Raw genomic sequence first — 25,117 nt, 5'->3', positions numbered from 1 at the left:
CCCGCCGCCACCCTGCGGGTGGAGGCGGGCGTGCAAGTCGGGATGGTGGCCGACACCCCCTCTCCGGCCGACTCTGGAAGAATGGCGCCACAATGAAACTCTGCGACCCGGCCAGGCCCGGTCGTCCATGGCCCATGCGGCAAGAAACCACCCGGCACATGCACCCAACCCACAGCACCTCATCTTTCCCGTCGCTTCGCGCGGCCCCTGCGGGCACACCGGGCATGGTCGCCCTGGCCCTGGCCATGCTGGTCCCGGCGGGCGCGGCCCTGGCCCAGGGAGCACCGGCACCGGCCATGGCCCCCGGCAGCACCAGCAGCGGTGACCAGACCGCCTGGCGCCGCTGCGCAGCACTGGCCGACGACAACCAGGCGCGCCTGGCCTGCTTCGACCAGTGGGCCGGCCAGCAGGCCTGGCAATCACCGGCCGCCACAGCCGAGGCCAACAACGCTGTGCCGCCACCGGTGGACACCACGCTGCCGGCCACGCGCATCATCGAGGTGGCACGCACCGAGGGCTGCCGCGACCCGCAGTACAGCGACCTGTCGCGCTTCTGGGAGCTGGAGTCGGGCAGCGACTGCGGCACCTTCAGCTTCCGCGGCTACCGGCCGATCACGGTGTCGGTGGTGGCGGGCAGCAATGTGAACCGCCAGCCGACATCGGATGCCGATGGCAATTCGGCCACCGAGTCCACGCCCTACCGCCGCACCGAGAACCGCATCCAGCTGTCGGTGCGCACCAAGATCGCCCAGGGCCTGCTCACGCAGGGCCACCCCACGCTCAAGGACTCGGTCTGGTTCGGCTACACGCAGCAGTCGTACTGGCAGCTGTTCACGCCCGAGATCTCGCGCCCCTTCCGCACCACGGACCACGAGCCCGAGGTGATGTATGTCTACCCCACCGATGCCCAACTGCCGTTCGGCTGGCGCTGGCGCTACAGCGGCATCGGCCTGGTGCACCAGTCCAACGGCCAGAGCAAGCCCTTGTCGCGCAGCTGGAACCGTGCCTACCTGATGACCGGCATGGAGCTGGGCAACAGCTTCAACGTGCGCGCGCGCCTGTGGAAGCGCATTCCCGAAAGCACGGGCAGCGACGACAACCCCGGCATCAGCGACTACGTGGGCCGCGCCGAGCTGGCCGCCTTCTGGAATTACGACAAGGACAACACCGTGGGCGCCACGATGCGCCATTCGCTGGCCAACAGCGACCGCGGTTCGCTGCGCCTGGAATGGCTGCAGACCCTGGGCACGGGCTTCCTGGGCAGCAAGAGCAACCTGCGCCTGCACACCCAGCTGTTCAGCGGCTATGGCGACAGCATGATCGACTACAACCGCAAGCGCACGGTGTTCAGCCTGGGGTTGAGCCTGGTGGATTTCTAGGCTCCCCCTGAGGCGCTTCGCGCCATCCCCCTGAGGGGGACGCCCCCAGTGCGGCGGGGCGGCCCTTGCACGGGGGCACTGGCATTGGCCACGCGCTTTTGACCATCAGCCGGCGATTGCCGGGGCCGCTGAACAGAGTCCGCCCCGGCCCTCACAAACCGTTACGCAATTGCGGTCAAGTTTCATTTGCACATGCCGAGGGGCCGCGCACAATGGCACGCGCACCGACTGGCATGCCAGCGCGGATCACGCGCCGATAAGAGGCGTTTTCCGGCCCCATTCCCTGCGATTGCCCTGTGGTGCGCCCTCGACAATGCCCAGAGAGAGGAACCACCATGGACATGCAATACCAGCTCAAGGCCGGCAGCTACTACCTGTACGACATGCGCGAGGAGCCCAGCGCCGTGACCGGTGAGCGCAGGTTCAAGCTCAAGACCGATACCGTGGCCATTGCCTTCGATGCGCACACGGGCCAGGTGCACCAGCATGGCAGCCCCACCCGCATCCAGTCCTGGGCCAACAACACGCGCCGCCGCCTTCGTGCTGCCGGGGCGCAGGACATGGCGAACGACATCGTGGTGGTGTCCGGCCCGCTGCCGGTGGACGAACTCAACAAGTGCCTGTGGGTGAATGGCTATGTGCGGCGCATGTTCTCGCGCCTGGCCAGCCTGCCGCACGGCAAGCTGCAGCGCAGCACGAACGAGCAGCCGTTCCGCAAGGCGGCCTGAACGCTCCCTGACTCTCTTGCACAAGGGCCGCTTTTCGCGGCCCTTGTGCTGTTGGAGCTCAGCGCCCTGCCATGCGGTGCAGGCCCAGCAGCACCAGCACGCCGCCGGCCATGCCGTTGACCGCGCGCTCGATGCGCAGGTAGCCCGCGCGCAGCAGGGGCACCCCGAAGACCACGGTGATGCCCAGGTGCCAGGCCAGCGACAGCAGGGCCACCAGCGCCACCGTGGCGACATAGAACCACGCCGGCGCGCCGACCGGAAACACCGCCGCGAAGGCGCTGGTCCAGAACGCTGCGCCCTTGGGGTTGGTCACCCCCGTCAGCAGCCCGGTGCGGTAGGCGGCCCCGCGCGAGGCCGCGGCCTGCGGGGACGGGGCGCTTGCGCGGGAGGAAGCTGGCGACCAGGCGGACCACAGAAGCCGCCCGCCATACCAGACGAGGTAGGCAGCCCCCACCAGGCGCACCGCAGTCGCCAGCCACGGGTGCTGCGACAGCAGTGTCGCCACCCCGGCCAGCGAGACCAGCACCCAGAAGACCGAGCCTGTGGTGAGCCCGAGCACGACGTGGCGCGCCTCACGGCGCCGCCCGTCCAGTGCCATCTGGCTCAGGATGAAGAAATTGGGGCCCGGGCTGGCCAGGACCGCCAGGTAGATGCCAGCAATCAGCAGGAGGGAGGACGCGTAGGCCATGGGTGGGCAACGGGAAAAGGGAGGAGCGAACATTGTCGCGCCCCAGCGGCCCAGGCGACTGACGGCTGGTGATCAGAGCGGCGCGTCGGCCGTGCCGTCCTCGGGCTCCGCCTCCAGCTGGCGCCCCACCTCGACATGCTTGACGATGGTCACGGGCACGGGGCTGGCATGGGCCACCTCCTGCGACACGGAGCCCAGCAGCGCGCTGCTGATGGCCCCCTGCCCGCGCGCACCGATGACGACCAGGTCGCAGCCGCTGCGCTCGATCATGTCCACCAGGGTGTGCGCCACATCGCCCACGCCGATGTCGGTTTCGTAGGCGACACCGGCCGCGTCGAGCAGGGCCCGGGCCGGGGCCATCAGGTGCTCGCCGGCCTCCAGGCTGGCCGCGGCAATCAGGTCGGCGTCGCGCGCAGTGACCATTTCGTAGAGCGTGGCGGGCTCCTGCACATTGGCCAGCACCACGCTGGCCGTGAGGCCCTGGCGCACCAGGCCCAGGGCGTGGTGCACGCCGTCCAGGGAGAGGTCCGAGCCGTCCACGGCGATCAGGATCTTGAACATGGGGTTCTCCTTCCGTTGGTACGAACCAGTGTACAGACTGCGGGTGGCGCGGCACCCCATGGCCTCATGCAGCGCCTGTCAATACCCTTTTGGCACGGCCCTCGCAGGGCGCTGGCAGGCCCGGACGTGCGGTCTGGGACAATGCAGCCCATGCTGCAGTTTGACCTTCTCACCACCGACCCCACCAGCCACGCGCGCCGGGGCACGCTCACGCTCAACCACGGCGTGGTGCAAACACCCATCTTCATGCCCGTGGGCACCTATGGCACCGTCAAGGGCGTGATGCCCCAGAGCCTGCACGACATGGGCGCGCAGATCATCCTCGGGAATACCTTCCACCTGTGGATGCGCCCAGGCCTGGACGTGATGGAAAGCTTTGGCGGCCTGCACGGCTTCGAGCAGTGGAACAAGCCCATCCTCACCGATTCGGGCGGTTTCCAGGTCTGGAGCCTGGGCGCCATGCGCAAGATCACCGAGGAGGGCGTGACCTTCGCGAGCCCGGTGAACGGCGACAAGCTGTTCATGTCGCCCGAGGTGAGCATGCAGATCCAGACCACGCTCAACAGCGACATCGTGATGCAGCTCGACGAGTGCACGCCCTACGAGACCAAGGGCCACCTGACGACCGAGCGCGAGGCGCGCCAGTCCATGGAGATGAGCCTGCGCTGGGCGAAACGCAGCCAGGACGAGTTCCACCGCCTGAACAACCCCAATGCGCTCTTCGGCATCGTGCAGGGTGGCATGTACGAGAACCTGCGTGCCGAATCGCTGGAGCGCCTGGTGGAGATGGACTTCCCCGGTTACGCTGTGGGCGGCGTCTCGGTGGGCGAGCCCAAGGACGAGATGCTGCGCATCATGGCGCACACCCCGCACCTGCTGCCCGCGAACAAGCCGCGCTACCTGATGGGCGTGGGCACGCCCGAGGACCTGGTCGAGGGCGTGGCCCAGGGTGTGGACATGTTCGACTGCGTGATGCCCACGCGCAACGCGCGCAACGGCACCATGTTCACGCGCTATGGCGACCTGAAGATCCGCAACGCCCGCCACAAGAGCGACCACCAGCCGCTGGACACCAGCTGCACCTGCCACGCCTGCGCGGGCAAGAGCGGTGTCTCGTGGGAGGCCGGCGGGCGCGGGGGCTTCAGCCGCGCCTACCAGCACCACCTGGACCGCTGCGGCGAAATGCTGGGCCCGATGCTCACCAGCATCCACAACCTGCACTACTACCTGAACCTGATGCGCGAAGTGCGCGAGGCGCTGGACGCGGGCACGTTTGCCCAGTTCCGCGCACAGTTCAAGGCGGACCGGGCGCGCGGCGTCTGATCCCTCACCCGCCGGCCCTCCGACCACCGTGCCGCCCTTCCTGCGCAAGCTGTTGCTGTGGCCGCTGCGGCCGATCGGCCACCTGGCCGGCTGGCTGCTGGCGCTGCTCATCGTCTTCGAGGAATGGGGCTGGGAGCCGCTGCAGAAGCTCCTGGCGCGCATCGGCCGCTGGCCCGGGCTGCGCTGGATCGAGGGCTCCGTGCGTGGCCTGCCCCCCTGGGCGGCCCTGCTGCTGTTCACCCTGCCCTCGCTGATGCTGCTGCCCGTCAAGCTGCTGGCCCTGTGGACCATCGGCCAGGGGCACGTGGTGCTGGGCATGCTCATCATCGTGGTGGCCAAGCTGGTGGGCACGGCGGTGCTGGCGCGGCTGTTCACGCTGACCCAGCCGGCGCTGCTGCAACTGCGCTGGTTTGCCTGGGTGTACGCCCGCTGGATGCACACCAAGGCACTGTTGCTCGAACGCGTGCGCGCTTCCTGGCCCTGGCGCGCGGGGCGGGTGCTCAAGCGGCAGTGGCGCATGCGCTGGCAGGCCTGGCGCCGTCGCATGCCGTGAGGCCGGTACGCCAGACTCCCCGCCAATTGTGAACAAACCCTGACCCATTCCACACCCGAGGGGGCCTGACCGGTACCAGCCGGCATTCGCGGCTACAGTGGGCCCCTGCCCTGGATTACCACGCATGAAGTCCCTGTTGCGCCCACCCTCTCCCGGCACTGCGGCCGGCCCCGTGAAGGGCTGGGGCCTGTGCCTGGGCATCGGTGCACTGGTGTTCGCCGCGTCCCTGCTGGGCATCATGACCCGGCCCGTGGGCTTCATGGCTGCGTTCTGGCCAGCCAATGCCCTGCTGCTGGGCCTGCTGGTGCGCTACCCGCGCTTGGCGGCATCGGGCACCTGGGCGGCGGCCGCCGTGGGCTATGTGGCTGCCGACCTGGCGGCCGGCACGCCCCCGCTGGCCACGCTGTGGCTGGCCGCGGCCAACCTGTGCGGTGTGGCCACGGGATGGTGGCTGTTCGGCCAGGTGCCGGTGGCCACGCGCTTCCTCAAACGGCAGATGTCGGTGGTGCTGATGTTCGGCATCTGTGTGGCCAGCAGTGCCGTGGCGGCACTGGTCGGCTCGGGCACGGGCCCGCTGCTGTTCAACACGGCCTGGCCCACGGCCCTGGGCATGTGGTTCTGCACGGAGCTGATCAACAGCGTGCTGATTCTCCCGGTCCTGCTGAGCCTGCCGACCCCGCAGGAGGCGCGGCGCACGCTCAAGAAGCGCCGCTGGTCCCGGCGCCGCTGGAAGTACGGCGCCCCGCTGCTCGCCCTGGCGGCGAGCGAGGCGGCGGCCATCGCCATTGGCGGCCCCGGGGCGCTGGCCTTCCCCGTCCCCGCCCTATTGTGGTGTGCGCTCACTTATGGCGTGTTTGCCACCAGCGTGCTGTCCATGCTGACCTGTTTCGGCCTGGCGATGGCGGCCGGCGCGGGCGTGCTGGACCTCGCGTTCGCGCCCACCCATGCCTGGTCGGTGTTCTCGCTGCGCGTGGGGATCTCCCTCCTGGGCCTGGGCCCGCTGTCGGTGGCCACGGCCAAGGCGGCCAGCGTCGAGGCCATGCGCCGCCTGCACCGCGCAGCCAGCCACGACTTCCTGACCGATGCCCTGGCGCGCCGCGCCTTCATGGCCCAAGGCAGCAAGCTGCTGGCCCGGCTGGCGCGCGAGCGCAGCAGCGTGGCCGTGCTGATGCTGGACCTGGACCATTTCAAGCGCGTGAACGACACCTATGGCCACGCCCAGGGCGACAAGGTGCTGCATGGCTTTGCCGCCACCGTGAGCGATGCGCTGCGGCCGGGTGACCTGTTCGGCCGGTTGGGCGGCGAGGAGTTTGCCGTGGTGCTGCCACGCATACGCCAGGCCGATGCCATGGCCGTGGCGCGCCGCCTGTGCAAACAGGTGCGCAACCACCCGTTCGCCTTGCCAGGCCATGCAACGCCGCTGCACGCCACCGTGAGCATCGGCCTGGTGGTGCGCACGGGCGTGTCCGCACAGGACTCGCTGGGGGCGCTGATGTCCGATGCCGACGCCGCGCTCTACGAGGCCAAGGCGGCCGGGCGCGACCGCACCCATCTGTACGAGGAGCCCCGGGCCGCGCCGGGCCCCTGAGATCAGGGAACGCTGCCGGGCGCCAACCGCCCCGGCGGCACCGGTGGCGTGGGCGGGATCACCGGCAGCACCTGGGGCGCCGGTGCACCGGCCGCGGCGGCGCCGCAGGCATGGCAGAAGCGCGCGAACGCGCTCTTGCGGGTGGTACACACGCCGCAGTGGTCGAACAGGCCGATGCCGCAGTGCGGGCAGAAGTCGATCTTCTCGTTCTTCAGGTCCACCGGGCGCTCGCAGCCGGGGCACACGCTCTTGGCCAGGCGCGCCAGGGCCACGTCGTAGCTGAGCTCCTTGCGGCGCTCCTGGTCGGGCAGGGCTTCGGCCAGTTTCTGGCGCTCCAGGTAGCGGTTGAGCGCCAGGATGGCATAGCGGCCAATCAGCACCGTGATGCCGATGCCCACCACGTAGCGCACATAGCCGCCGTAGCTGGGCAGGTAGGGCACGAGCTCCACGAAGAAGGCGAACAGCGCGAAGAAGATGAAGCCCCAGACGAAGGGCCAGTAGGTGCCCTTGCGCTTCTTGACGAACAGCCAGCCGGCAATGGCCAGGAGCGGCAGCGTGAGCGCCAGGCGGTACAGGAAGACGCGCAGCTCCAGCTTGCGCTGTTCGACCGACATGCGGTCATAGCCCTCGCGCTCCATCTCGCTCTGGCGCTGCTGGGCGGCGCTGGCGGCCTGGTGCGCGTCGAGCGCGGCCTGCTGCTGCGCCTCGACCGCCTGCTGGGTCTTGCGCTCGGCCAGCTTGAGCACGTCGAGCTTCTGGGTGCGCGCGATGACCTCGGGGTCCTGGTCGGCACGCTGGGTGGCGCTGCGCGTGGCCAGCCAGTTGTTGAAGGTCTCGCGCTCGGCCACACTTTCGCTGCGCGCCTTGCTGCGCTGCAGCTGGGCCTGCTGCAGCGCGGTTTCGGCATCCTCTTCGGCCTTGCGCGAGCTGCGAACTTCCTCGCGCACCCGGTCGTAGGCGGCCTTGTCGACGAAGTCCTCGACCACGAGGCGCTTCTCGACCTGGGGCAGGTCACCGACGATGGTGCCGCCCAGCCCGATCAGAAAGCCCGCGAAGACAAAGGCCACCAGCCACAGGCCGCGGCGGAACCATTTTTCGGACAGGCGCAGCGATTTGCTCATGGGCACATCTCCCGGGTGTCGGTTGGAATCTTCAGACGGCGCGCACCGGCCTTGTCACTTGAGCGTGAGGGTGGCCGGGGCCGCACCCAGTTGGGCGCGCTGCAGCCACACGAGCATCGAATCCACGGTCACCGTCTCGATGCGGTCCGAGAAGCGCTTGTCGTTGGGGTGGTCGTCGAAGGCGATGTTGGCCGAACCGACGCGCCCGCCCATGCGGGTCAGCGGCCCGATCTTGAGCGTGGTGGGCTCGTAGCCCTTGAACTTGAGCCAGGCCTGGGCCTGCTCGCGCGAGGTCACGGTGGCCGGCTCCATGGCTGCGGCCAGGGTCTCCAGCGCCCATTGGTTGGACTGCTGGTACTTGGTGCCCCAGACGTAGCTCACCATGCTGTAGGCGGGCTGGTTCAGGGCCTTGGTGCGGCCCTTGTCCTGCAACAGCGTGTACAGGCGCTGCTGCACCTCGGGCGTGGGCACGGCCCACACGGCCTCGTAGCGCCACAGGTCATCAAGGAAGAACTCGCCCAGGCCCTGGCGGTAGACATGGCCCACGGCGGTGCCGCATTCATTGAGCTTGTGCGCCACGCGCCAGGGGCCTTCGGGCGTCTTGTAGGCCCAGCCCAGGTGCGAATAGCGCAGCCCGTATTTGCTAAGGTCCTGGCCCGCGCGGCCCAGCATCACGACCTGGGCGCCGGTCGCGTCCAGGGCCTGGGAGGTGCGCTCGGCCAGTTGCATGCCGCGCTCAATGCTCTTGGCGGGGGGCGGCTTGGCCGCCTCGCAGGAGCGGCCGGCATGGGCCTGGGTGGCAGGGAGCAGCACAGCGCCGGTCAGCAGCGCCGCGCCCAGGGCCCAGCGCAGGCCGGCCGGGTGCAAAGTGGTGGTGGTGTGCATGGCTGCGACCGTCCTCACAGGCGCTCGTTGTACAGCAGGGCCCGGCCGATGGCGTTGGGCACGAAGGCCAGGGCCTCGCCGGCCACCGACAGCACCACGCCCGAGCCGATCACGGTACAGACCACCACGGTGCCCACGGCGTGGGCCGAGGCGCCGATGCCGCGGCCCAGCACCTCGACGCTGACGCGGGCGCCGTCCGAGGCACGCTCCAGCACATACACGGTACCGACGGCCGACACCTCCACGGCGCGCACCGAGAGCACGGCGCCACCGACCGACAGGGCCGCGGGCAGGGCCACCACGGCGCCGGCGGCGGTCGAGGCGACCGAGGCCGTACCGACCACGGAGGCCACGGGCAGCAGGGACAGCGCGGCCGAGGCCTCGCTCTGGGCGCGGGCTGGCAGGCTGGCCAGGGCCGCGAGGAAAGTGGCGGCCAGCAGGGCGCGGGCCAGGGTGCGTTGCAGGGTTCTCATGGTCATTCACTCCTCAGAGGTGGGCGCCCCCGGCACTCGGTGTGCCGGGGAATGGCATTCCAGACACGGGGCAGGATCAGCTATTGCTGTTCTGGGCAGCCGACTGGGCGGCTTCGCGGCGGCCTTGCAGGCGGGCTTCGAGCAGGTCGGCCTCGTGGCGGTCACGCAGCATCTTGGCCAGCGTGAAGGCGGTGGTGATCAGGTACAGCCAGCTCACCCCCAGAAAGGCCTTGTAGGTGACGTTGATCTCCATGCCGAACAGGCCCCAGCCCGTCAGGCCCATGGCGACTGCGAAGCCGCCCCACACCACCAGCTTCCACATGGGCGTGTCGCCAGCGCCACGGCGCGTGGCGCTTTCGCTGTCCCGCACGAACTTGGCCAGCACGAAGGCGGCCGAGAGGCAGAACACATAGCCCATCACCATGAACGCGCGCTCCAGCTGTTCCCCGGGCAGCCAGGCCAGGCCGACTGCGCACAGGAACACGGCGATGCCGAACGAAATCCAGACCTGGAGCTGCCAGGCCTTGGTATCGCGCTGAACGAGGACGGGAGATGCTGACATAAGGGTGGTGTGGCCCTGGGGCCGTTGTTGAACACGGAACGGATGGTCGCAAAGCGCCCGCCGGCTGTCCGCATTGAACCACCACAGTGGCGCGGCACCATCTCCTCGGTATCGTTTTACGGTACTTGGTCACACTTTGACACCCTTATCAGCCCCCACAGTTGCGCGCATGCCACCCCCTTGGAAGCGCATGGGCGACAGCCGATGCCGCCCTGGTCTTTCACAATCCCGGCGATTGCTGAGCCTGCCGCCCTACCGACTCTCCTGGAGAACCCCATGACCAAACCCTATGACATCGTCGTCCACGGCGCCACCGGCTTCACCGGCCGGCTGGTGGTGGAGTACCTGCTGCAGCGCTACCCCGCCGGCAGCGGCCTGCGCTGGGCCATGGGTGGGCGCAGCGCCGAGAAGCTGGCCGCCGTGCGCGACGAACTGGGCGCCCCGGCCGACACGCCCCTGGTGGTGACCGACAGCGCCAGCGCAGAAAGCCTGCAGGCGCTGATGGCGCAGACGCGCCTGGTGCTGACCACCGTGGGGCCCTACCAGCTCTATGGCAACGAACTGGTGGCCGCCTGCGCGGCCGCGGGTGTGGACTATGTGGACCTGTGCGGCGAACCGGCCTGGATGCGCCACATGATCGACGCGCACGAGGCTGCGGCGAAGGCCAGCGGCGCGCGCATCGTGTTCTCGTGCGGCTTCGACTCCATTCCCTTCGATCTAGGCGTGTTCATGCTGCAGCGCGAGATGAAGGCGCGCTTCGGCCACCCCGCGAGCCGTGTGCGCGGCCGGGTGCGCAAGCTCAAGGGCACGTTCTCGGGCGGCACGGCCGCGAGCCTGCAGGCCACCATGGCCGCATCGGCCGCCGACCCGAAGGTGCTGGAACTGCTCAAGAACCCGTTCTCGCTGACGCCTGGCTTCGAGGGCCCGCGCCAGCCCACGGGCCACAAGCCCATGGAGGACGAAGCCCTGGGCGTGTGGGTCGCGCCCTTCGTGATGGCGGCCATCAACACGCGCAATGTGCACCGCTCCAACTTTTTGCTGCAGCATGCCTATGGCACGGACTTCGTCTACGACGAGATGCTGGTCACAGGCCCGGGCGCCAAGGGCGAGGCCATCGCCAATGCCGTGGCGGGCGACAAGTCCATGGGCTCCAAGGAAGGCCCCAAGCCCGGCGAAGGCCCGTCGCGCGAGGAGCGCGAAGCAGGCTCGTACGACGTGCTGTTCCTCGGTGAGGACGGCCAGGGCAACACCCTGCGCGTGGGCGTGAAGGGCGACCGCGACCCAGGCTATGGCTCGACCAGCAAGATGATCACCGAAGCCGCCGTCTGCCTGCTGCAGGAGGCCGCCGCCACGCCGGGCGGCATCTGGACCACGGCGCCCGCCATGGGCGAGCCGCTGATCGCGCGCCTGCAGGCAAATGCCGGGCTGGCGTTCGCAGTCGAGACGGCGTAACCCCCGCCGCTGGTCACAAGGCCAGCGGCAGCTCCGTGGTGGACAGCACATTGCGCAGCACCATGAAGGAGCGCACCTGCCGCACGCCGGGCAGGTAGATCAGTTGCTCGGCATGCAGGCGGTTGAAGCTGTCGCTGTCGCGCGTGCGCACCAGCATGAAGTAGTCGAACTCGCCCGTCACCACGTGGCACTCCATGCAGCCCGAGATCTTCACGGCCGCCTTCTCGAAGGCCGCGAAGGACTCGGGCGTGGAGCGGTCGAGCACCACACCGATCATCACCAGCATGCCGGCCCCCACGGCCTTGGGGTTGAGCAGCGCCACCACCCCGTCGATCAGCCCCAGGCGCTTGAGCCGTTCCACCCGGCGCAGGCAGGCGGGCGGGCTCAGGTGCACCTTCTCGGCCAGGGCCACATTGGACAGCGAGGCATCGCGCTGCAGCAGGCGCAGGACGGCCTTGTCGGTGCGGTCCAGGTCGTCGGTGACCGCGGCGCTGGCGGGCGCACTCTTGCCGTGAACTTTTGTTGCGCACATGGCTTGTTTTTCGGAATTAATATTTCTCGATTGGCATTTTCACATAGCAAATCTCCGAAATCCAACCCATATTCACAACCACGTTAGCCATGGCTTTTCCTACGATGGAGGCATTGCAGGCGAGGCGCCACCGAAGCGCCCCTGCAACGGATTCCCCCTCTTCCATCGCCTACGAGAGCCGCCATGAACCTGCAGAAATTCGCCCGCCACCCGCTGACCTTCGGCCCCTCGCCGATCACCCCCTTGAACCGCCTGTCGGCCCACCTGGGCGGCAAGGTGCACCTGTACGCCAAGCGTGAGGACTGCAACAGCGGCCTGGCCTTCGGCGGCAACAAGACACGCAAGCTCGAATACCTGATCCCCGAGGCGATTGCCGGCGGCTACGACACGCTGGTCTCCATCGGTGGCATCCAATCCAACCAGACGCGCCAGGTGGCCGCCGTGGCCGCGCACCTGGGCATGAAGTGCGTGCTGGTGCAGGAGAACTGGGTCAACTACTCCGACGCGGTGTACGACCGCGTGGGCAACATCGAGATGTCGCGCATCATGGGGGCCGACGTGCGCCTGGATGCCGCGGGCTTCGACATCGGCATCCGCCCCAGCTGGGAGCAGGCCATGGACGACGTCAAGAAGGCCGGCGGCAAGCCCTTCCCCATCCCCGCAGGCTGCTCCGAGCACCCCTACGGCGGCCTGGGCTTCGTGGGCTTTGCCGAAGAGGTGCGCCAGCAGGAGAAGGAGCTCGGGTTCCAGTTCGACTACATCGTCGTGTGCTCGGTCACGGGCAGCACGCAGGCCGGCATGGTGGTGGGCTTCGCGGCCGACGGCCGCGCGCGCAAGGTGATCGGCATCGACGCATCGGCCAAGCCCGAAAAGACGCACGCGCAGATCCTGCGCATCGCGCAGCACACCGCCCAGCTCGTGGAACTGGGCCAGGACATCACGGCCGAGGACGTGGTGCTGGACACGCGCTACGGCGGCCCCGAGTACGGCCTGCCCAACGAGGGCACGCTCGAAGCCATCCGCCTGTGCGCACGCCAGGAAGGCATGCTCACCGACCCGGTGTACGAAGGCAAGTCCATGCACGGCATGATCGACATGGTGCGCAAGGGCGAATTCCCCGAAGGCTCCCGTGTTCTGTACGCGCACCTGGGAGGGGTGCCGGCGTTGAACGCCTACAGCTTTCTTTTTCGCAACGGCTGACCGCACCGAGACCGAAGCCGAGCGCCTGGCCCGGCTGGCGGGCCTCTCGGTGATCTGATCGGATCAGGCGCGCAGCCAGGCCAGCATGTGCGGGTAAGGCGCCACGCCCAAGGCGGCTGCCTGCCCAGGCGATGCCGTGAGCCCTGCCGCAACCAGCCCCGGCAGGCCCGGGTACACACCCAGTTCGAAGGTGGTGCGCAGGCCCGCCGCCTGGCCGTGGTAGCCGCCGTCATGGAACAGCACGGCGGACGGCAACTGCAGGTGCAGCAGGGCTGCCCAGGCCCACACCGTGGCCTCGATCTCGCCCCCGTGCGGCACAGGGGGCAGTTCGGCCAGCGCATCGTCCATGCCGCCGCGCAGTGCGGCAGGCACCACGGCCAGGTGCCCCGCTTCGTGCAGCAGGTCACCCGGCCAACGCAAGCGTTCCAGGTCCACCCGCAAACCACCCTGCACGATGCGCAGGCCGGGCAGGAAGCTGTCGGCAGGCACCTCGGCCTCGCTCACCGCCAGCCCGATTTCACGCAGGAAGGCCATGATGCGGCGCGCCAGCGCGACCCGCTCCTGCTTCTCCAGGTGGTTTTCGGTGCCCTGCATCAGGCGGCCAGCAGGTCGGCCACGCGCGAGCGCAGGGACGCGGGCTGCACCTCGGCCGCCGGAACCGCATGGCCCACATTGAGCCCCACGCGGCTGTAGAAGCCGCGGCGGAACGGGCGCACCATGGCGCCGCCCTGCTCGATGCGGCTGAAGTACGAGCCCCAGAGGTTGGTCAGCGCCATGGGGATCACGGGGGCGTGGATGCCCTCTTCGCGCGCGCGGTCGATGATCTTCATGATGCCGCCCTTGAACTCCTGCAGCTGCCCGTCCTTGGTGATGCCGCCTTCGGGGAAGATGGCCAGCAAATCGCCCTCGCGCAGCACCTGGGCCGCGCGCTCGAAGGCGGCTTCGTAGGTGGCGGGGTCTTCCTTGTAGGGCGCGATCGGAATGGCCTTGGCCAGGCGGAACAGCCAGCCCAGCAGCGGCACGCGGAAGATGCGGTGGTCCATCACGAAGTAGATGGGCCGCGGGCTGGCAGCCATGAGCAGCACGGCGTCGACGAAGCTCACATGGTTGCAGGCCAGGATGGCGGCACCGGCGGACGGCAGGTTCTCGTCGCCCTGCACCTTGAAGCGGTAGACGAAGCGCGAGGACACCCAGGCCACGAAGCGCAGCAGGTACTCGGGCACCAGCATGAAGATGTAGAACGCCACGACCGCATTGGCCAGGCCGGTGAACAAAAAGATCTGCGGCACGGTGAAGCCCGCGCCCAGCAGCGCGCCGGCGATCAGCGAGCTGGCGATCATGAACAGCGCATTGAGGATGTTGTTGGCGGCGATGATGCGCGCGCGGTGCGTGGGCTGGCTGCGCATCTGGATCAGCGCGTACATGGGCACGCTGTACAGGCCCGCGAACAGGCTCAGCAGCGCCAGGTCGAGCATCACGCGCCAGTGCGGCGCCTGGGCCAGGAAGGCGCCCAGGCCCATGATCTCCGCGGGCGGCAGGCTGCGCGCGGCGAAATACAGGTCGATGGAGAACACGCTCATGCCGATGGCGCCCAGGGGCACCAGGCCGATCTCCACATGGCGGCGCGAGAGCACCTCGCACAGCAGCGAACCGATGCCGATGCCCACCGAGAACACCACCAGGAGCAGCGAGGCCACCTGCTCGTTGCCGTGCAGCACCTCCTTGGCGAGGCTGGGGAACTGCGACAGGAACACCGCGCCGAAGAACCACATCCAGCTGATGCCCAGCAGCGAGCGGAAGACCACGATGTTGCCGTGCGCCAGCTTGAGGTTGCGCCAGGTTTCGCTGATGGGGTTCCAGTTGATGACCAGGCCCGGGTCGGTGGCCGGTGCCGGGGGAATGGCCTGCGCCACGAGGCGCCCGACCAGCGCCAGCGCCACGCAGGCAATCGCCACCGTGGTGTGGCCGATGCCAGGCAGCGCCACCAGCAGGCCGCCGGCCACATTGCCCAGCAGGATGGCGACGAAGGTGCCCATCTCCACCATGCCGTTGCCGCCCGTGAGCTCGCGCTCGGTCAGCACCTGGGGCAGGTAGGCGAACTTCACCGGCCCGAACAGCGTGGAGTGCATGCCCATGAGGAAGGTGCACAGCAGCAATATGGGCACGTTGCCCGCCACGAAGCCCACGGCCGCCACCAGCATGATGGCGATCTCCAGGTTCTTCACGAAGCGGATCATCTTCGTCTTGTCGTACTTGTCCGTGAGCTGGCCCGAGGTGGCCGAGAACAGCAAAAACGGCAGGATGAACAGCGCACCGATCACCAGCCCGGCCATGGCCGGCGGCAGCCAGCCCACGCTCAGTTGGTAGGTCACCATCACCGTGAAGGCGAACTTGAACAGGTTGTCGTTGGCGGCACCCGAGAACTGCGTCCAGAAGAAGGGCGCGAAGCGGCGCTGGCGCAGCAGGGCGAACTGGTTGGGATCCTCGTGGCCGCCATGGCCTGCGTGGACGCCAGGGCTGGCATGCAGGGAGCTCGCGCCCGCAGAAGGGGTCTCGGTGGTGGTCATGCGTCTCTCCTCGCTTGCATCTTGGTGTGGTCGAACGGCATCTCGGGCGCTGTCACCGGCCCGCGTCGCGCCCGGTGCTGGGCGCCATTCTGCCCGGTTGTGGCGACAGGGCCATGGCCTGCGTTGCGTAGCAGCAAGCCCGCCAGTGCGGACAGCACCGGCAGGGCCGCGGCAGCGGCGGCCAGGTGCTTGAGGCTGTGGCCCGACACCCATTGGCCCGTGGCCTCCAGGATGGGGTGGTCGGCCGCCTCGAAGAGCTTGGCCACGCCGTAGAAGGCGATCACTGCGCCCAGGTGCACGGCCAGGGTGCCGGCCCGGCGCGGCAGCATGGCGAGCGCCAGCACCACCAGCATGCCGCCCAGTTGCACCACGGCCCAGGGCAGCACATTGCCCGACAGGGCCCACCACAGCACGGCCAGCGTACCGCCCAGCAGCACCGCACCAGCCGTGGCCACACCGGCACGGGCGCTGACGCGCCCCGCCGCCGCCAGCCCAAGCAGGCCCGCGAATGGCAGCACCATGCCCAGCCGGTCCCACATCAGGCCGAAGTCGCTGGGGCGCCAGTGGTAGAAGGCCGAACCTGCCGCGGTGCAGACCAGGCCGGCGAAGAACAGGCCCGCCAGGGCGCGTGAGACGCCATCCACCGCGCCCGCCTGCAACCGGACCAGCCACGCCAGGCCCAAGGCCCCGGCAATGGCAAACGGCAGATTGCTCAGCACATCGAGCGCACAGGGAATACCCAGCAGCGTGCGCTGGTCGGCAAAGCCGTGCTGGTGGGCACTGTCGTGCAGCACCGGGCCGAACACGGCCAGCGCCAGCAGCGCGCAGGCACCGAACAGCAGCGCGGCCTCCAGGCGGGACGGGCCCGTGGCGCGGGGAGGAAGTGGCAAGGGCATGGTGCGGGTTCCGGGAGTGGTTGGTGGGCGCAGTGTGGGAACGCCCAGGCCTTCACCGGTACTGAAATCTGTGCAAAGGGCTGCCAAATGCACCGCAGGTACCGATAATCGATACCCATGAGCACCACCGCCGACCTCGTCACCGCCCTCAAGAAGGAACTCAAGACCGCGCAGATGACCTACGCCGACCTGGCGGTTCAGCTGGGTATGGCGGAGTCCAGCGTCAAGCGCATGCTGGCCAAGGGGGACATGCCGCTGTCGCGCATCGATGCCATCTGCCGCGCGCTGGCGCTGGACTTTGCCGACCTGGCGCGCCGTGTGGCCGAGAGCCAGCCCCTGCTCAAGGAACTGAGCCAGGAGCAGGAAAAGGCCGTGGTGGCGGACAAGCGCCTGCTGCTCATGGCCATCTGCGTGCTCAGCCAGTGGACGCTGGAGCAGGTGACCAGCACCTACCGCCTGTCCGAGGCCGAAGGCATCAAGTACCTGGCCCAGCTCGACCGCATCGGCATCATCGAGCTGCGCCCGCTCAACCGCTACCGGCTCAAGCTGGCCAAGACCTTCCGCTGGCGCCCGCACGGGCCGGTGATGAACTACTTCCGCGAGCACGCGCTGCTCGACTACTTCGCCGGAGGCTTCGACGGTGCGGGCGAAGGCGTGCTGCTGGTGCACGGCACCATCAGCCGCAGCCTGGCGCCGGCCTTCATGGAACGCATGCAGCGCGTGGCCCAGGACTTTGCCCAGCAGCACCTGGCCGACCAGAAGCTGCCGCCGCGCGAACTCGAGGGCTACACCCTGCTGCTGGCGCTGCGCAGCTGGGAGTTCGAGGCCTTCACGGGCATGCGCCGCTAGACGGCCTTTCGAAAAAGTAAAAGAAACTTGACATTGCGCCAGAGCTCGCCACAATGAGTAAAGCAAACTTTACATCAAAGGGTTTCCACCATGCATGAGCAGCCTCCCTTGCTGGAACAACTCGGCTACCTGACCAAGGTGCTGGCCGGGGTTCTCGTCCTGATCCTTCTCGGGCTTGCGAGCCTGGAGCTTCCCTCCCTGTCCCGACCTGCAGGCCAGTGGGCGGCGCTGCTGCTGGCCGCGGTGACAGGGCTGCTCGGCTGGGCGGCCCTGGGCCGCTTGCGCCGGCTGGATGAATTGCAGCGCCAGATGCATGGCCGCGCCTGCCAGTGGGCGCTGGGCTTCGGCCTGCTCGCACTGCTGGCCGCATCGGCGCTGCAGACACTGGGGTTCAGCCCGCCAATGCATCCCCTGGTGCTGGCGGGGACCCTGGTCGCCGCCTGGGGCGTCGGCCTGTGCATCACCCACCACCGCTTGAGCTGAGCATGGCGCGCATCCTCGTGACCGGCGCCGCCGGCTACCTCGCCTCGTGGGTCGTGCAGCTGTTCCTCGACCAGGGCCACACCGTGCACGCCACCGTGCGCAGCCTGCAGGACGCCCGCAAGACCCGGCACCTGCAGCGCATGGCCCAGGAGCACCCGGGCCGCCTGGCCCTCTTCGAGGCCGACCTGCTCAGCCCCACCGGCTTCGACACGGCCATGGCCGGGTGCGACACCGTCGTGCACACCGCCTCGCCCTACCGCCTGGGGCCGGTGGCGGACGCCGAGAAGGAGTTGATCGGCCCCGCCACCGCCGGCACGCGCCACGTGCTGGACGCGGTCAACCGCACGCCCTCGGTGCGGCGTGTCGTGGTCACGAGCTCCATCGTGTCCATGTTCGGCCACAGTGCCGAGCTGCGCGACCGCCCGGGCCATGCCCTGCGGGCCGACGACGTGAACCGCAGCTCGACCGTGCAGAGCAACCCCTATGCGCTGTCCAAGACCCGGGCCGAGGCCCTGGCCTGGGAGATGCAGGCCCGGCAGGCGCGCTGGACCCTGGTCAGCGTGCACCCAGGCGCGATCTTCGGCCCCTCCCTGTCGGACCGGGACGATGCCACCAGCGTGCAGATGCTGCGCCAATTCCTGGACGGTTCGTTCCGCCAGGGCGTGCCCCGGCTCTGGCTGGGCATCGTGGATGTGCGCGACGTGGCGCAGGCCCATGTGGGCGCTGCACTGGGCGACCACGCCGCGGGCCGCTACATCGTCGTGGGCGAAAGCCTGCGCCTGCTGGAGATTGCCGAGCTGCTGCGCGCCAGCGGTGCCGCGCCGGGCGCGAACCTGCCCCGCAAGGAAGTGCCCAAGTGGCTGATGTGGGCCATTGCGCCCATGGCCGGCATGACGCGCGAGTACGTCCAGCACAACGTCGGCCACCCGCTGAACTTCGAGACCGCGCGCAGCGTGTCCGACCTGGGCGTGCAGTACCGGCCCGCACGCGCCACCCTGGGCGAGCATGCCCGGCAACTGACCACAGAGGCTGCTGCCTCCGGCCACTGAACCCCTTCCCCTGCCGCCATGCGCAACCACCTCAAGACCCTGCGCCAAGACCAGGGCATGACCCAGCAGGCCCTCGCCGAGGCCCTGGGCGTCAGCCGCCAGACCGTGCACTCCATCGAGTCCGGCAAGTACGACCCCAGCCTGCCGCTGGCCTTCAAGATCGCCCGGCTGCTGCAGCAGCCGATCGAGCAGATCTTCCTGCCCGACGACTAGGGTCGCTCACGACCCGGGTCTGCCCGTGAGGAGGGTGTTGACGGATTAAACAAAATTTACTATTCTTTAAATCATTGAATTCCTTGATTTAAGGATAGCAAATTGAAAACCACCCGACAGCAGCAGGACGAGACCCGCCGCCAGATCGTGGCCAGCGCGGTCGATCTGATGACGCGCCAGGGCTTCGATGGCACGACGATGAAGGACATCGCGCGCGCGGCCGGCATCGGCGATGCGACGATCTACAAATACTTCCCCACCAAGGACCGCGTGGTGCTGGGCTTTGTCGACGAGGCCGTGCGCGGCGCGCTGGCCGACACCCTGGCCACGCCGGGCCTGGCGGACTACGGGCTGCAGGAAAAGCTGCAACGCCTGACCGACGCCCTGCTCGAACGCCTGCTGCCCGACCGCGAGTTCGTGGCCGAGGTGATGGCCCTGGCCCGGCGCTCGCCCCTGTCCATGCTGGCCGAGCCCCTGGCCTCGCGCCAGGCGCTGCGCGATGCGGTGACGGACTTCGTCAGCGCGGCCGAAGACAGCGGCGAGATCGAGCCCTGCGACTTCAAGGGCGTGGCCAGCGGCCTGTTCGGCGACTACCTGGCCGGCGTGGTGGCCTACTGGCTGGCCGACACCTCGGACGAATTCGCGGAGACCACGCAGCTCGTGGACCTGTCGCTGGGCGTGCTGGTCACCGCCCTGCGTGCGGGCCTGGTGAACCGCGTGCTGCAGCTCGGCGGCTTCGTGCTGCGCAGCCAGATGGCGCGCTTCATGCAGCACGGCAGCGGGCTCATCGGCGTGCTGCGCATGGCCAAGGCGTCGCTGGGAGACAGTGCCGCGGCAGGCCGGCCGCGCAGGCCCGCGCCCGCCCCGGCCCCTGCCGCACCGGCCGCCAAGCCCGCCCGCAAAACCCGCACCCGCAAGGCCGCACCATGACCGCTTTCCGCACCGTCCGCGCCACACCGCTGCCCGCCGGCAGCGTGATCGAAGCCCGCCTGCCGGGCGCGCAGTTCGCCGACTGCTACGAGACCGCCGACACCGCGCCCGGCCACAGTGCGCTGCAGTCCTGGCTGGACGTGGTGGCCCGCACCCCCGGCTGGACGCGGGCGCTGATGGCGCTGCGCAACCGCCTGGTGCGCCTGGTCGGGCTCAAGGGCCTGGGACAGTTGAACGACGGCACGCGGCGCGACGCCAGCGGCTACCGCGTGGGCGACCGGGTGGGCATCTTCGAGATCCGCCACTTGTCGGACCGCGAGGTGGTGATGGGCCAGGACGACAAGCACCTGGACGTGCAGGTCTCGCTGCACAAGCGCATGCAGGGCGGGCAGCCCGTGCTGGCCCTGGGCACCGTGGTGCACATCCACAACCCGCTTGGCCATGCCTACATGGCCGTGGTGGCGCCGTTCCACCGCCGCATCGTGCGCACCATGCTGGCACGGGCATGACGCGCGGCGCCAAGGCCCCGCGCACCGGCGCCCTGGCGCGCGGCACCATCACCGGCGTGGCGGCCGCCCGCCTGGGCCTGGCCCGGCTGGGCGAACGCATGCGCCCCGCCGGCACCGACGCGGCCGCAGAGGCCGATGCCCAGGCACGCCACGAGGCGGCCATGGGCCGCATCCTGTTCCAGGCCATGGGGCAGCTGCGCGGCACCGCCCTCAAGGTCTCGCAGATCCTGAGCATGGACAGCAGCTTTCTGCCCGAGGGCGTGCGGCGCGAGCTGGCACGCGCCTGCCACCAGGCGACGCCGCTCAACCGGGCGCTGGTGGGGCGGGTGTTTCGCCAGTCCTTCGGGCAGGAACCCGAGGCCCTGTTCACCCGCTTCGAGCCCCAGGCCTTTGCCGCCGCCAGCCTGGGCCAGGTGCACCGTGCCGAGCTTGCGGGGCATGGCCCCGTGGCGGTCAAGGTGCAGTACCCGGGCATCGCCACCACCATCGCCTCGGACATGCGCCTCTTGCGCACCACCCTGCGCGCCCTGGCGCACAGCGACCTGCCCCTGCCCGGCGATGTGGTGGTGGAGCGCGTGCTGGAGGAGATCGAGCGCACGCTGCTGCACGAGGTGGACTACCTGCACGAGGCCCGCCAGCTGCAATGGTTTGCCGAGCATGCGGTGCTGCCGGGCATCGTGCTGCCGCGGCCCATCGCCTCACACACCCGTGCACAGGTGCTGACCCAGCAGTACCTGCACGGCCTGCACCTGGCCGACTGGCTGCGCACCGAACCCACACAGGTGCAGCGCAACCAGGCCGGCCAGTGGCTCTGGGACTGGTTCATGCACTGCACCTTCGGCCTCGGCCACATGCATGCCGACCTGCACCCGGGCAACTTCCTGTTCCTGCCGGACGGGCAGCTCGGCGTGCTCGATTTCGGCTGCACGCGCCAGCTCTCGCCGGCCTTCCGCGCCGGGGTGCTGCAGGCCTGGCGTGCGCTGCTGCAGCCCGCATCGCCAGCACGTGACCAGGGCGTGCTGCAGGCCTACGGGGCACTGGGGCTGGTCGATGCGTCGCTGGACCTCGCCACCTTCACCGGCGAGCTGATGCCCGCCCTCTCGATCATGCAGGCCTGGCAGACCGAACCCTTCACCGCACCGGTCTTCGACTTCGCCGGCAAGAGCCGCCCGCCCGCGCCCGTGGCGGCGCAGCAGAAGGTGCTGGCCAGGCACCTGGCCGCCGTGCCACCGGAGCTGCCGTCGTTCGAGCGCGCCTGGCTCGGGCTCATGCACCTGCTGACCGAGATGCAGGCACAGGTGCATACGCGGGCCGAGCGCTGGATCGGCTGACCCCCGCTTTTCCCACCAAGGAGATCCCATGCACAGCCTCCCCTCCACCCTGGCCCTGCTGGCAACGCGTCCCTGGAAAGGCCGCTGGCTACTCGCCGTGGCCCTGCTGCACACGGCTGTGGCCGCCATCCTGTTCGCACCCCAATGGCGTGCGCTCTGGCAGCGCGGCGTGTTCAACGCGGTGGCAGGCGATGCGCACATGGGCAACGCCATCTGGTTCCTGCTGTTCGGCGCCGTGCTGGCCCTGCTGGCATGGGAGGTGACGGCGCTCGAACGCAGCCAGCCCCCAGCCGCGCTGCGCCCCATGGGCTGGTGCCTGTTGGCCCTGGTAGCGGCAGGCCTGGTGTTGATGCCGGTGTCGGGCTTCTGGTTGGTATTGCCACCCGCCCTGGCCTTGCTGGTCCGCTGATGTGACATAAATCACGCTTCGGGTGCGCAAGCTGGCTTGCAGCAACACCCGCTTACAACTCTTCGCACGCCCACTACACCGGCTTGACGCAAAAAGTCCACGATCAAGGCTCCGGTTCCGCAAGGAATCATTTCCAAGGAGACCTTCATGGCCCGCATTGCCCTCGCCGCCGCTTCCCTGGCCTTGCTGTCGCTGAGCGCCGTTGCCCCGGCGCTGGCATCCCCCAGCGCCACCATCGTCATCGAGACTGGCACGCCTTCGTCGTACTACACCCCGGTGCAACGCCCGGCACTTGCCCCACTGCAGGTTGTGCCGGTGCAATACCACCACGCACCACCGCCGCCCCGCTACGAGGCCGTTCCACCCCACCGCCGCGGCATGGCCTGGGTGCCCGGCCACTGGGAATGGCGCGGCGGCCGCCATGTGTGGATCGGCGGCCACTGGGTGCAAGCCCGTCCCGGCTACCACTACCGCGAGCCGCGCTGGGAAGAGCGCGGCGGCCGCCACTACATGCGCCCCGGCGGCTGGGACCGTGATGGCGACGGTGTGCCCAACCGCTATGACCGCCGCCCCGACAACCCTTACCGCAACTGACCGTGGTCCGGTGGCCGCCCACCGGCGGCCCCGCATGCCTACAGGCGGCAAGGCCTGGCGCCTACAGACCCGGCGCCCCGGCCACACCACCATACAGAGGCGAAACCACAACATTGAAAAAAGGAGTCACCCATGACCTACAAAACCATTTCCGCCGCCGCCCTGATTGCCAGCACGCTGGCACTGGGCACGTTCGCGCCCGTGGCCGTCGCACAGACGGTGGTGATCCAGTCCGGCCAGGTGATCCCCGCCCCACCCCCACCCCGCCGTGAAGCGATGCCGGCCCCCCGCCGCGGCATGGTCTGGGAGGAAGGCCACTGGGACTGGCGTGGCGGCCGCCACGTATGGGTTGCCGGCCACTGGGTGAAGGCCCGCCCCGGCTACGCTTACCGCCAGCCCACCTGGCAGGAGCGCGATGGCCGCTGGGAAATGCGCCGCGGCGGCTGGGACCGCGATGGTGACGGCGTGGCCAACCGCCATGACCGCGACCGCGATGGCGACGGTGTGCCCAACCGCTACGACAACAACCCCAACAACCCGCGCCGCAACTGACGCATGACCGGGCCACGGCCCGGCCTGGCTTGCATCAGCAACAAACGCCGCACATTAGCTGCGGCGTTTGTCTTTGCTGCACCTAGAATGGACACCGCAGGAGAGCAAGCGGCACTGCCCGCTTCACCGAAGGCGCAAACTCCCATGCACGCTCAGGTCCCGTACTGCACCATTGATCAAAGCCGTCTGGAGAGCCGCTGCACCATGCAGCGCACCGAAGGAGCAAGCCGCCGCCCATGAGGGGTGCGCGGTGAATCTCTCAGGTACCAAGGACAGGGGGAGCGGCAGCCGGCAGACCTGTGCCCGCTGCGCGCATGCACCCGCATCGCTTGGCCGACACACGTGCGTCCGGCACAGCCCTTTAAAGGCTTTCAAAATGCGTGTGATCGTTCTTGGCGCCGGCCTGCTCGGCGTGACTTCGGCCTATTTCCTGCAACAGCTCGGCCACGAGGTGACCGTCATCGACCGCCAGGGGGCTCCTGGTGCAGAAACCAGCTTTGCCAACGGCGGCCAGATCTCGGTGAGCCATGCCGAACCCTGGGCCAACCCCAGCGCCCCGCTCAAGGTGCTGCAGTGGCTGGGCAAGGAAGACGCGCCCCTGCTGTTCCGCCTGCGCGCCGACATGCGCCAGTGGCTGTGGGGCCTGTCCTTCCTGCGCAACTGCACACCGGCACGCACGCGCCACAACATCGAGCAGATCGTGCGCCTGGGCACCTACAGCCGCGACACGCTGCAGCAGTTGCGCGCGGCCACCGGCATCGCCTACGACCAGCGCACGCAGGGCATCCTGCACTTCTACACCAGCCAGAAGGAGTTCGATGGTGCCCTGGCGCCCGCCGAGCAGATGCGGGCCCTGGGCTGCGAACGCCAGGTGGTCAGCGCCGACGAGGCCGTGCGCATCGAACCGGCGCTGGCCCATATCCGCCCGCAATTGGCCGGTGCCACCTTCACGGCCGAAGACGAGTCGGGCGACGCCAACACCTTCACCCGCGAACTGGCGCGCCTGTGCGAGGCCGCGGGCGTGCAGTTCCGCATGGGCCACCACATCACCGCCCTGCGCGAAGCGGGCGGGCGCATCGACCATGTGGAGGTGACCAATGCCGACGGCCGCTTCGAGCGCGTGCACGGTGATGCCTTCGTGCTCGCCATGGGCTCGTTCAGCCCGCTGCTGGCACAGCCGCTGGGCATCCACCTGCCGATCTATCCGGCCAAGGGCTACTCGGTGACCATGCCGGTCAAGGATGCGGCCATGGCCCACCAGGTGAGCCTCACGGACGACGAATACAAGCTCGTGTTCTCGCGCTACACCAGCGAGCGCGGCGACCGCCTGCGCATCGCCGGCACGGCCGAGCTCAACGGCTACCAGCGCGATCTCAACCAGGTGCGCTGCGATGCCATCGTGCGCCGCGTGGAGCAGCTCTTCCCGGGCGCGGGCGACGCGAGCCAAGCGCAGTTCTGGACCGGCCTGCGCCCCGCCACGCCGAGCAACGTGCCGCTGATCGGCAAGACCAAGCTGACCAACCTGTTCCTCAACACCGGCCACGGCACTTTGGGCTGGACACATGCCTGCGGCTCGGGCAAGTCGGTGGCACGCATCGTGAGCGGCCTGGCGCCCGAGCTGGACTTCGCGTTCACCGGCATGCCGCAGCGCAGCGCGCCCGGCCTGCTGCCTGTCGCATCGAAGGCCTGA

Annotated in this window: 28 protein-coding genes and 1 riboswitch; of the genes, 18 read left to right on the top strand and 10 right to left on the bottom strand. The window is 69.1% G+C overall.

All coding sequences use genetic code 11. The features are described 5' to 3' along the window. The first annotated feature begins 224 nt into the window (after positions 1-224). Both AC3WOH_RS07380 and AC3WOH_RS07375 read left to right on the top strand, forming a co-directional pair. Positions 225-1,379, top strand: coding sequence for a phospholipase A (locus AC3WOH_RS07380; protein ID WP_492228772.1), 1,155 nt, complete (start codon positions 225-227; stop codon positions 1,377-1,379). 335 nt (positions 1,380-1,714) lie between these two features. Further along, on the top strand, positions 1,715-2,107 hold the full coding sequence (locus AC3WOH_RS07375) for a hypothetical protein (protein WP_492228705.1): 393 nt from the start codon (positions 1,715-1,717) through the stop codon (positions 2,105-2,107). Between the two features lie 58 nt (positions 2,108-2,165). Here the strand turns inward: AC3WOH_RS07375 and AC3WOH_RS07370 are convergent, their stop codons facing one another. Continuing rightward, positions 2,166-2,795: a LysE family transporter gene (locus AC3WOH_RS07370; protein WP_492228704.1), complete on the bottom strand. Its 630-nt coding sequence runs from the start codon at positions 2,793-2,795 to the stop codon at positions 2,166-2,168. 72 nt (positions 2,796-2,867) lie between these two features. Next, on the bottom strand, positions 2,868-3,356 hold the full coding sequence (locus tag AC3WOH_RS07365; protein ID WP_492228703.1) for a universal stress protein: 489 nt from the start codon (positions 3,354-3,356) through the stop codon (positions 2,868-2,870). A gap of 150 nt (positions 3,357-3,506) precedes the next feature. Between AC3WOH_RS07365 and tgt the strand changes: the two genes are divergently transcribed. The 3 genes from tgt to AC3WOH_RS07350 all read left to right on the top strand — a co-directional run bounded on the left by tgt (position 3,507) and on the right by AC3WOH_RS07350 (position 6,820). Then, positions 3,507-4,679: a tRNA guanosine(34) transglycosylase Tgt gene (gene tgt, locus AC3WOH_RS07360; RefSeq protein ID WP_492228702.1), complete on the top strand. Its 1,173-nt coding sequence runs from the start codon at positions 3,507-3,509 to the stop codon at positions 4,677-4,679. Positions 4,680-4,707: 28 nt separating this feature from the next. After that, on the top strand, positions 4,708-5,232 hold the full coding sequence (locus tag AC3WOH_RS07355) for a hypothetical protein (RefSeq protein ID WP_492228701.1): 525 nt from the start codon (positions 4,708-4,710) through the stop codon (positions 5,230-5,232). 124 nt (positions 5,233-5,356) lie between these two features. Continuing rightward, positions 5,357-6,820: a GGDEF domain-containing protein gene (locus AC3WOH_RS07350; protein WP_492228700.1), complete on the top strand. Its 1,464-nt coding sequence runs from the start codon at positions 5,357-5,359 to the stop codon at positions 6,818-6,820. A gap of 2 nt (positions 6,821-6,822) precedes the next feature. Here the strand turns inward: AC3WOH_RS07350 and AC3WOH_RS07345 are convergent, their stop codons facing one another. From AC3WOH_RS07345 to AC3WOH_RS07330, 4 genes are all read right to left on the bottom strand, one after another. Next, positions 6,823-7,941, bottom strand: coding sequence for a serine endopeptidase (locus tag AC3WOH_RS07345; RefSeq protein ID WP_492228699.1), 1,119 nt, complete (start codon positions 7,939-7,941; stop codon positions 6,823-6,825). 54 nt (positions 7,942-7,995) lie between these two features. Beyond that, on the bottom strand, positions 7,996-8,826 hold the full coding sequence (locus AC3WOH_RS07340; protein ID WP_492228698.1) for a DUF2145 domain-containing protein: 831 nt from the start codon (positions 8,824-8,826) through the stop codon (positions 7,996-7,998). Between the two features lie 14 nt (positions 8,827-8,840). Then, positions 8,841-9,299 carry a hypothetical protein gene (locus AC3WOH_RS07335; protein WP_492228697.1) on the bottom strand — a complete coding sequence of 153 codons (459 nt, stop codon included), beginning with the start codon at positions 9,297-9,299 and terminating at the stop codon, positions 8,841-8,843. Positions 9,300-9,375: 76 nt separating this feature from the next. Next, positions 9,376-9,861 (bottom strand): YiaA/YiaB family inner membrane protein, encoded by a 486-nt coding sequence (locus AC3WOH_RS07330; RefSeq protein ID WP_492228696.1) that lies wholly within the window; start codon positions 9,859-9,861, stop codon positions 9,376-9,378. A 276-nt stretch (positions 9,862-10,137) separates the two neighbouring features. On the opposite strand from AC3WOH_RS07330, the gene AC3WOH_RS07325 reads away from it, so the two are divergent. After that, positions 10,138-11,313 carry a saccharopine dehydrogenase family protein gene (locus tag AC3WOH_RS07325; RefSeq protein ID WP_492228695.1) on the top strand — a complete coding sequence of 392 codons (1,176 nt, stop codon included), beginning with the start codon at positions 10,138-10,140 and terminating at the stop codon, positions 11,311-11,313. A 13-nt stretch (positions 11,314-11,326) separates the two neighbouring features. Here AC3WOH_RS07325 and AC3WOH_RS07320 read toward each other — a convergent pair whose 3' ends face one another. Next, positions 11,327-11,845: an Lrp/AsnC family transcriptional regulator gene (locus AC3WOH_RS07320; protein WP_492228694.1), complete on the bottom strand. Its 519-nt coding sequence runs from the start codon at positions 11,843-11,845 to the stop codon at positions 11,327-11,329. A gap of 183 nt (positions 11,846-12,028) precedes the next feature. On the opposite strand from AC3WOH_RS07320, the gene AC3WOH_RS07315 reads away from it, so the two are divergent. Further along, positions 12,029-13,045: a 1-aminocyclopropane-1-carboxylate deaminase gene (locus AC3WOH_RS07315; RefSeq protein WP_492228693.1), complete on the top strand. Its 1,017-nt coding sequence runs from the start codon at positions 12,029-12,031 to the stop codon at positions 13,043-13,045. A gap of 63 nt (positions 13,046-13,108) precedes the next feature. Here the strand turns inward: AC3WOH_RS07315 and AC3WOH_RS07310 are convergent, their stop codons facing one another. From AC3WOH_RS07310 to AC3WOH_RS07300, 3 genes are read right to left on the bottom strand one after another with little or no spacing between them, the layout of a single operon-like run. Beyond that, positions 13,109-13,639 carry a hypothetical protein gene (locus AC3WOH_RS07310; RefSeq protein ID WP_492228692.1) on the bottom strand — a complete coding sequence of 177 codons (531 nt, stop codon included), beginning with the start codon at positions 13,637-13,639 and terminating at the stop codon, positions 13,109-13,111. Next, positions 13,639-15,612, bottom strand: coding sequence for an MFS transporter (locus tag AC3WOH_RS07305; RefSeq protein WP_492228691.1), 1,974 nt, complete (start codon positions 15,610-15,612; stop codon positions 13,639-13,641). The genes AC3WOH_RS07310 and AC3WOH_RS07305 overlap by 1 nt, the downstream gene beginning before the upstream one ends. Beyond that, positions 15,609-16,508 (bottom strand): hypothetical protein, encoded by a 900-nt coding sequence (locus AC3WOH_RS07300; protein ID WP_492228690.1) that lies wholly within the window; start codon positions 16,506-16,508, stop codon positions 15,609-15,611. Before AC3WOH_RS07300 ends, AC3WOH_RS07305 begins: the two co-directional genes overlap by 4 nt. A 117-nt stretch (positions 16,509-16,625) precedes the next feature. Here AC3WOH_RS07300 and AC3WOH_RS07295 point away from each other — a divergent pair, with 117 nt between their 5' ends. From AC3WOH_RS07295 to AC3WOH_RS07245, 11 genes are all read left to right on the top strand, one after another. Beyond that, positions 16,626-17,357, top strand: a complete 732-nt coding sequence (locus tag AC3WOH_RS07295; protein ID WP_492228689.1) for a helix-turn-helix domain-containing protein — start codon at positions 16,626-16,628, stop codon at positions 17,355-17,357. A gap of 90 nt (positions 17,358-17,447) precedes the next feature. After that, positions 17,448-17,840 (top strand): hypothetical protein, encoded by a 393-nt coding sequence (locus AC3WOH_RS07290; RefSeq protein WP_492228688.1) that lies wholly within the window; start codon positions 17,448-17,450, stop codon positions 17,838-17,840. Positions 17,841-17,842: 2 nt separating this feature from the next. Then, positions 17,843-18,889 (top strand): NAD-dependent epimerase/dehydratase family protein, encoded by a 1,047-nt coding sequence (locus tag AC3WOH_RS07285; RefSeq protein ID WP_492228687.1) that lies wholly within the window; start codon positions 17,843-17,845, stop codon positions 18,887-18,889. A gap of 18 nt (positions 18,890-18,907) precedes the next feature. Then, a complete protein-coding gene (locus tag AC3WOH_RS07280) occupies positions 18,908-19,102 on the top strand; it encodes a helix-turn-helix transcriptional regulator (RefSeq protein ID WP_492228686.1) in 195 nt (64 codons plus the stop codon). Between the two features lie 102 nt (positions 19,103-19,204). After that, positions 19,205-20,032: a TetR/AcrR family transcriptional regulator gene (locus tag AC3WOH_RS07275; RefSeq protein WP_492228685.1), complete on the top strand. Its 828-nt coding sequence runs from the start codon at positions 19,205-19,207 to the stop codon at positions 20,030-20,032. Continuing rightward, complete coding sequence (locus AC3WOH_RS07270) at positions 20,029-20,541, top strand: DUF2867 domain-containing protein (protein ID WP_492228684.1); 513 nt, start codon at positions 20,029-20,031, stop codon at positions 20,539-20,541. The genes AC3WOH_RS07275 and AC3WOH_RS07270 overlap by 4 nt, the downstream gene beginning before the upstream one ends. Further along, positions 20,538-21,872: an ABC1 kinase family protein gene (locus AC3WOH_RS07265; protein WP_492228683.1), complete on the top strand. Its 1,335-nt coding sequence runs from the start codon at positions 20,538-20,540 to the stop codon at positions 21,870-21,872. The genes AC3WOH_RS07270 and AC3WOH_RS07265 overlap by 4 nt, the downstream gene beginning before the upstream one ends. A 28-nt stretch (positions 21,873-21,900) precedes the next feature. Next, complete coding sequence (locus tag AC3WOH_RS07260; RefSeq protein ID WP_492228682.1) at positions 21,901-22,281, top strand: DUF6463 family protein; 381 nt, start codon at positions 21,901-21,903, stop codon at positions 22,279-22,281. 147 nt (positions 22,282-22,428) lie between these two features. Then, positions 22,429-22,875 carry a YXWGXW repeat-containing protein gene (locus AC3WOH_RS07255; RefSeq protein WP_492228681.1) on the top strand — a complete coding sequence of 149 codons (447 nt, stop codon included), beginning with the start codon at positions 22,429-22,431 and terminating at the stop codon, positions 22,873-22,875. Between the two features lie 132 nt (positions 22,876-23,007). Continuing rightward, entirely contained in the window at positions 23,008-23,427 is a 420-nt protein-coding gene (locus tag AC3WOH_RS07250) for a YXWGXW repeat-containing protein (RefSeq protein WP_492228680.1), read from the top strand. 176 nt (positions 23,428-23,603) lie between these two features. Next, a riboswitch (glycine riboswitch) is annotated at positions 23,604-23,713 on the top strand. 90 nt (positions 23,714-23,803) lie between these two features. Then, positions 23,804-25,117 carry a D-amino acid dehydrogenase gene (locus AC3WOH_RS07245; protein ID WP_492228679.1) on the top strand — a complete coding sequence of 438 codons (1,314 nt, stop codon included), beginning with the start codon at positions 23,804-23,806 and terminating at the stop codon, positions 25,115-25,117.

It is taken from the genome of Acidovorax sp. FW305-C-20-28 (assembly GCF_058783375.1).
Note: the sequence above shows the minus strand (reverse complement) of the source record. Positions and strands in the feature narration are given on the sequence as shown.

Coding starts and splice junctions, on each gene's coding strand:
- AC3WOH_RS07380 (WP_492228772.1), top strand. CDS start 225: ATGGTCGCCCTGGCCCTGGCCATGCTGGTCCCGGCGGGCGCGGCCCTG.
- AC3WOH_RS07375 (WP_492228705.1), top strand. CDS start 1,715: ATGGACATGCAATACCAGCTCAAGGCCGGCAGCTACTACCTGTACGAC.
- AC3WOH_RS07370 (WP_492228704.1), bottom strand. CDS start 2,795: ATGGCCTACGCGTCCTCCCTCCTGCTGATTGCTGGCATCTACCTGGCG.
- AC3WOH_RS07365 (WP_492228703.1), bottom strand. CDS start 3,356: ATGTTCAAGATCCTGATCGCCGTGGACGGCTCGGACCTCTCCCTGGAC.
- tgt (WP_492228702.1), top strand. CDS start 3,507: ATGCTGCAGTTTGACCTTCTCACCACCGACCCCACCAGCCACGCGCGC.
- AC3WOH_RS07350 (WP_492228700.1), top strand. CDS start 5,357: ATGAAGTCCCTGTTGCGCCCACCCTCTCCCGGCACTGCGGCCGGCCCC.
- AC3WOH_RS07345 (WP_492228699.1), bottom strand. CDS start 7,941: ATGAGCAAATCGCTGCGCCTGTCCGAAAAATGGTTCCGCCGCGGCCTG.
- AC3WOH_RS07340 (WP_492228698.1), bottom strand. CDS start 8,826: ATGCACACCACCACCACTTTGCACCCGGCCGGCCTGCGCTGGGCCCTG.
- AC3WOH_RS07335 (WP_492228697.1), bottom strand. CDS start 9,299: ATGAGAACCCTGCAACGCACCCTGGCCCGCGCCCTGCTGGCCGCCACT.
- AC3WOH_RS07330 (WP_492228696.1), bottom strand. CDS start 9,861: ATGTCAGCATCTCCCGTCCTCGTTCAGCGCGATACCAAGGCCTGGCAG.
- AC3WOH_RS07325 (WP_492228695.1), top strand. CDS start 10,138: ATGACCAAACCCTATGACATCGTCGTCCACGGCGCCACCGGCTTCACC.
- AC3WOH_RS07320 (WP_492228694.1), bottom strand. CDS start 11,845: ATGTGCGCAACAAAAGTTCACGGCAAGAGTGCGCCCGCCAGCGCCGCG.
- AC3WOH_RS07315 (WP_492228693.1), top strand. CDS start 12,029: ATGAACCTGCAGAAATTCGCCCGCCACCCGCTGACCTTCGGCCCCTCG.
- AC3WOH_RS07310 (WP_492228692.1), bottom strand. CDS start 13,639: ATGCAGGGCACCGAAAACCACCTGGAGAAGCAGGAGCGGGTCGCGCTG.
- AC3WOH_RS07305 (WP_492228691.1), bottom strand. CDS start 15,612: ATGACCACCACCGAGACCCCTTCTGCGGGCGCGAGCTCCCTGCATGCC.
- AC3WOH_RS07300 (WP_492228690.1), bottom strand. CDS start 16,508: ATGCCCTTGCCACTTCCTCCCCGCGCCACGGGCCCGTCCCGCCTGGAG.
- AC3WOH_RS07295 (WP_492228689.1), top strand. CDS start 16,626: ATGAGCACCACCGCCGACCTCGTCACCGCCCTCAAGAAGGAACTCAAG.
- AC3WOH_RS07290 (WP_492228688.1), top strand. CDS start 17,448: ATGCATGAGCAGCCTCCCTTGCTGGAACAACTCGGCTACCTGACCAAG.
- AC3WOH_RS07285 (WP_492228687.1), top strand. CDS start 17,843: ATGGCGCGCATCCTCGTGACCGGCGCCGCCGGCTACCTCGCCTCGTGG.
- AC3WOH_RS07280 (WP_492228686.1), top strand. CDS start 18,908: ATGCGCAACCACCTCAAGACCCTGCGCCAAGACCAGGGCATGACCCAG.
- AC3WOH_RS07270 (WP_492228684.1), top strand. CDS start 20,029: ATGACCGCTTTCCGCACCGTCCGCGCCACACCGCTGCCCGCCGGCAGC.
- AC3WOH_RS07265 (WP_492228683.1), top strand. CDS start 20,538: ATGACGCGCGGCGCCAAGGCCCCGCGCACCGGCGCCCTGGCGCGCGGC.
- AC3WOH_RS07260 (WP_492228682.1), top strand. CDS start 21,901: ATGCACAGCCTCCCCTCCACCCTGGCCCTGCTGGCAACGCGTCCCTGG.
- AC3WOH_RS07255 (WP_492228681.1), top strand. CDS start 22,429: ATGGCCCGCATTGCCCTCGCCGCCGCTTCCCTGGCCTTGCTGTCGCTG.
- AC3WOH_RS07250 (WP_492228680.1), top strand. CDS start 23,008: ATGACCTACAAAACCATTTCCGCCGCCGCCCTGATTGCCAGCACGCTG.
- AC3WOH_RS07245 (WP_492228679.1), top strand. CDS start 23,804: ATGCGTGTGATCGTTCTTGGCGCCGGCCTGCTCGGCGTGACTTCGGCC.